At 49.5% G+C, this 4,659-nt stretch carries 4 protein-coding genes, 4 tRNA genes, 1 rRNA gene and 1 pseudogene; 8 read left to right on the forward strand and 2 right to left on the reverse strand.

Going from position 1 to position 4,659, the window contains the following annotated elements; genetic code table 11:
* Positions 1-9: 9 nt before the first annotated feature.
* The 3 genes from rrf (at position 10) to birA (ending at position 2,377) form a co-directional block, all read left to right on the forward strand.
* Positions 10-125, forward strand: a 5S ribosomal RNA gene (rrf, locus tag BZK41_RS26655).
* A 264-nt stretch (positions 126-389) separates the two neighbouring features.
* Positions 390-1,418 (forward strand): UDP-N-acetylmuramate dehydrogenase, encoded by a 1,029-nt coding sequence (gene murB / locus BZK41_RS26660; protein WP_079940173.1) that lies wholly within the window; start codon positions 390-392, stop codon positions 1,416-1,418.
* Positions 1,415-2,377, forward strand: coding sequence for a bifunctional biotin--[acetyl-CoA-carboxylase] ligase/biotin operon repressor BirA (birA, locus tag BZK41_RS26665; RefSeq protein ID WP_079940174.1), 963 nt, complete (start codon positions 1,415-1,417; stop codon positions 2,375-2,377). Before murB ends, birA begins: the two co-directional genes overlap by 4 nt.
* 32 nt (positions 2,378-2,409) lie before the next feature.
* Here birA and coaA read toward each other — a convergent pair whose 3' ends face one another.
* Together coaA and BZK41_RS27675 are read right to left on the reverse strand one after the other, a co-directional pair.
* Positions 2,410-3,360: a type I pantothenate kinase gene (gene coaA / locus BZK41_RS26670; RefSeq protein ID WP_040232296.1), complete on the reverse strand. Its 951-nt coding sequence runs from the start codon at positions 3,358-3,360 to the stop codon at positions 2,410-2,412.
* A 302-nt stretch (positions 3,361-3,662) separates the two neighbouring features.
* Positions 3,663-3,731 (reverse strand): annotated as a pseudogene (locus BZK41_RS27675) (hypothetical protein); the annotation flags it as partial.
* 19 nt (positions 3,732-3,750) lie between these two features.
* Here BZK41_RS27675 and BZK41_RS26680 point away from each other — a divergent pair.
* The 5 genes from BZK41_RS26680 to BZK41_RS26700 form a co-directional block, all read left to right on the forward strand.
* Positions 3,751-3,826, forward strand: a tRNA-Thr gene (locus tag BZK41_RS26680).
* A gap of 8 nt (positions 3,827-3,834) precedes the next feature.
* Positions 3,835-3,919 (forward strand) — tRNA-Tyr (locus BZK41_RS26685).
* A 114-nt stretch (positions 3,920-4,033) separates the two neighbouring features.
* Positions 4,034-4,108: transfer RNA gene (locus BZK41_RS26690), tRNA-Gly, on the forward strand.
* A 5-nt stretch (positions 4,109-4,113) separates the two neighbouring features.
* Positions 4,114-4,189 (forward strand) — tRNA-Thr (locus tag BZK41_RS26695).
* Positions 4,190-4,307: 118 nt separating this feature from the next.
* Positions 4,308-4,659, forward strand: a 352-nt coding sequence (locus tag BZK41_RS26700) for a GTP-binding protein (RefSeq protein ID WP_000031704.1), incomplete at its 3' end; no start/stop codon positions are given.

The raw sequence follows: 4,659 nt of genomic DNA on the forward strand, positions 1-4,659 counted from the left end.
CAGAATTTGCCTGGCGGCTGTAGCGCGGTGGTCCCACCTGACCCCATGCCGAACTCAGAAGTGAAACGCCGTAGCGCCGATGGTAGTGTGGGGTCTCCCCATGCGAGAGTAGGGAACTGCCAGGCATTAATTAAAGTGAAGAAGCCCATCCTGACGGATGGGCTTTTTTGCGTCTGTGCGGGATAAAAACCGCCGGATGCGGCGTGCCGCCTTATCCGGCCTACAGGCGCTGGGCTGATTGTGTTTTGTAGGCCTGATAAGCGCAGCGCATCAGGCACATCACGACACCGCACCATCGGGTGCAAAGCCATATCCTGAACCTCCATAACACAAGCCATCCTGCGGTATATGCGGTAAACTAGGCGCGATTTTGCATCAGGAAAGCGTCTATGAATCACTCCCTTAAAGCCTGGAATACCTTCGGCATCGATCAACAAGCTAACGAACTTGTCTGCGCCGAAAATGAACAACAATTACTGAATGCCTGGCAATCAGCCAATGCATCGCATCATCCAGTACTGATCCTGGGCGAAGGGAGTAACGTCCTGTTTCTTGATACCTTCCAGGGTACGGTGATCGTCAACCGTATTAAGGGTATTGAGATTACAGAACAACCTGATGCGTGGCACTTGCACGTAGGCGCGGGTGAAAACTGGCATCATCTGGTCCAGCATACGTTGCAGCTTGGTATGCCTGGGCTGGAAAATCTGGCACTCATTCCCGGCTGCGTGGGTTCATCGCCAATCCAGAATATTGGTGCCTATGGCGTAGAGCTGCAGCGCGTCTGCGAATACGTAGACTGCGTAGAGCTTTCGACCGGCAAACATCTGCGTGTTAACGCCGCAGAATGTCGATTTGGTTACCGTGACAGCATCTTCAAACATGAATACCAGGATCGTTTCGCAATTGTAGCCGTTGGTCTGCGCTTGCCTAAACAGTGGCAGCCCGTTTTGACTTACGGTGACCTGACGCGTCTGGATCCTGCAACCGTGACACCTGAGCAGGTTTTTGATTCTGTCTGCCATATGCGTACGACAAAACTGCCCGATCCGAAAGTAAACGGTAATGCAGGAAGCTTCTTTAAAAACCCGGTTGTCACCGCAGAGATTGCGCAGGAGCTCCTGGCAAAATTCCCAACAGCACCTCATTACCCGCAGGCTGATGGTTCTGTGAAACTGGCAGCAGGCTGGCTTATCGATCAATGTCAGCTAAAAGGTATGCGCATTGGTGGCGCAGCAGTACATCAACAGCAGGCACTGGTGCTGATCAATGCAGACAATGCGACGAGTCAGGATGTGGTGCAACTTGCACATCATGTACGCCAAAAAGTCGGTGAAAAATTTAATGTCTGGCTCGAACCAGAGGTCCGGTTTATTGGCCCGCAAGGTGAAATGAATGCTGTGGAGATCATTGCATGAAGGATAATACCGTCCCTCTGACGCTTATTTCATTACTCGCTGACGGCGAATTTCATTCCGGTGAGCAGCTCGGTGAAAAGTTGGGAATGAGCCGTGCCGCAATCAATAAGCATATCCAGACGTTACGCGACTGGGGGGTTGATGTCTTTACTGTTCCAGGTAAAGGATACAGCTTACCGGAGCCTATTCAACTATTAGATGCCTCCCTTATTCATTCTCAACTGGATGGCGGGAATATCGCTGTTCTGCCGGTTATCGACTCAACCAATCAGTACCTGATGGATCGAATAGGTCAACTAGAGTCAGGGGATGCCTGCGTCGCTGAATATCAGCAGGCCGGGCGCGGCCGCCGTGGTCGCAAGTGGTTTTCACCGTTTGGTGCCAACCTGTACCTTTCAATGTTCTGGCGGTTGGAACAAGGACCGGCTGCCGCGATTGGCCTGAGTCTGGTTATTGGTATCGTCATGGCTGAGGTTTTACGCGATCTGGGCGCAGAGAAGGTACGTGTAAAATGGCCCAATGACCTCTATTTGCTCGACCGTAAGCTGGCAGGGATCCTGGTTGAACTGACCGGTAAGACAGGAGATGCCGCGCAGATTGTTATCGGTGCGGGTATCAACATGTCCATGCGTCGGGTTGAAGAGAATGTGGTTAATCAAGGCTGGATTAACCTGCAGGAAGCGGGTATCAACATTGACCGCAATACCCTTGCTGCCCGACTGATACGTGAACTGCGTGCTGCGTTGGTGCTTTTTGAGCACGAAGGTTTAGCGCCGTATCTGTCACGCTGGAAGAAACTGGATAACTTTATCGACCGTCCGGTAAAACTTATTATTGGTGATAAAGAAATATTTGGCATCTCTCGTGGAATAGACGCGCAAGGTGCATTACTGCTTGAGCAAAATGGCGAGATCAAACCCTGGATGGGTGGAGAAATATCGCTAAGAAGCGCTGAGTAATAAGAAGGGGAGCAATTGCTCCCCTTTTTTATTTATTTTCTTAGCCTGACTTGTTCAACGGCATGATTGGCACTTTTCGTCATGATTAAGCTTGCTCGCTCACGCGTTGGTAATATATTTTGTTTTAAATTCAGCCAGTTAATCTCTTTCCACAACGACATGGCGGTGTTGATAGCCTCATCTTCTGATAATTTTGCATAGTTATGGAAATAAGAGTCCGGGTTGGTAAACGCCCCTTCACGGAATTTGAGGAAACGGTTGATATACCACGTCTGGAGTAATTCTTCTGGCGCATCAACATAAATAGAAAAGTCGACAAAGTCAGAAACAAATACATGATGTGGATCGTGAGGATAGTCCATCCCGCTTTGTAAGACATTTAGCCCTTCGAGTATTAATATGTCGGGCTGGGCAACGGTTTTGTCGCCATCAGGGATCACATCATAGATGAGATGGGAATACACTGGCGCCGTGACGTTAGGTACGCCTGATTTCAGATCGGAAACGAATTTAACCAAGCGATGCATATCATAGGACTGGGGGAAGCCTTTCTTCTTCATGAGCCCACGTTCTTTCAACACCTGGTTCGGATGAAGAAAGCCATCGGTAGTAATCAACTCAACCTTGCGGTGCTCAGGCCAGCGACTGAGCAAGGCCTGCAACACACGCGCAGTCGTACTTTTACCGACGGCGACGCTGCCAGCAATGCTAATAATATAAGGAATACGCTCGCCATTTGTGCCTAAAAATTGCTCCAGCACTGCCTGACGTCGCAGGTTCGAACTGATGTAAAAGTTTAGCAAACGCGAGAGAGGCAAATAAATCTCAGCAACTTCTTCCAGCGATAAGTCTTCGTTAATGCCTTTAAGACGAGCAATCTCTTCCTCGGTCAGGGTCATCGGCACGGAATCACGAAGCGCAGCCCACTGGTTGCGATCAAACTGTAGGTAAGGCGACGTTAACGCTTGCTCTTTTATACTCATACGCATGGTCTGGCTGTCATTGCTATATCAGGTCTGCGGTAAAAAACGAAATCATCCCCGGTACGCAATGGCACGCACATTTCAGTTAATTTGGACAATGGGCAGGAGGGTAACACCAGATGGGGGGGAATAATAAGAAAAAATCATCCTCTGAAATGCAATGTGACGAGTATTCCAGATGTATAAAGATGTGCTTTCTCTCTATCAAAGCGTACCTGCCGGAGCAAAATTCCTCCCAGAGGAGGCACCTGACGTTGGAAATTTGTCCAATCCAAAGAGGAAATAGATTATTTATCGGTCGTATAGTGCAAAATGTGAGCGATAGAACATTTTATGCAATTTTTTAGTTGCATGAGCGCGCATGTCTCCATAAAATGCGCGCTACTTGATGCCGACTTAGCTCAGTAGGTAGAGCAACTGACTTGTAATCAGTAGGTCACCAGTTCGATTCCGGTAGTCGGCACCATCAAGTCCGGTGGGGTTCCCGAGCGGCCAAAGGGAGCAGACTGTAAATCTGCCGTCACAGACTTCGAAGGTTCGAATCCTTCCCCCACCACCACTTTCTGGCAGCGTTATCGCCGCCTGAGTTGATTAAAAAATTAATCAGCTCGAACAGAAAAGAGAGAAATCTCTTTTTTGTTGCAGAAAGAACTGGGTAGCCGAGTTTCAGGATGCGGGCATCGTATAATGGCTATTACCTCAGCCTTCCAAGCTGATGATGCGGGTTCGATTCCCGCTGCCCGCTCCAGACGTGCTGATATGGCTCAGTTGGTAGAGCGCACCCTTGGTAAGGGTGAGGTCCCCAGTTCGACTCTGGGTATCAGCACCACTTCACTTCTCCTTCCCGTTTCTCTCTGTTTACTTTTAAAAGCATTCAACAGCTCAGGTATATTGCCTGGTTGATGTGGTGATATCACCGATTTATCCGTGTCTTAGAGGGACAATCGATGTCTAAAGAAAAATTTGAACGTACTAAACCGCACGTTAACGTCGGTACTATCGGCCACGTTGACCATGGTAAAACAACGCTGACCGCTGCAATCACTACCGTTCTGGCTAAAACCTACGGCGGTGCTGCTCGCGCATTCGATCAGATCGATAACGCGCCGGAAGAAAAAGCACGTGGTATCACCATCAACACTTCTCACGTTGAATATGACACCCCGACTCGCCACTACGCACACGTAGACTGCCCGGGCCACGCCGACTATGTTAAAAACATGATCACCGGTGCTGCGCAGATGGACGGCGCGATCCTGGTTGTTGCTGCGACTGACGGCCCGATGCCGCAGACTCGTG

This window comes from Citrobacter sp. A316, assembly GCF_002042945.1.
Lineage (GTDB): Bacteria > Pseudomonadota > Gammaproteobacteria > Enterobacterales > Enterobacteriaceae > Citrobacter > Citrobacter portucalensis.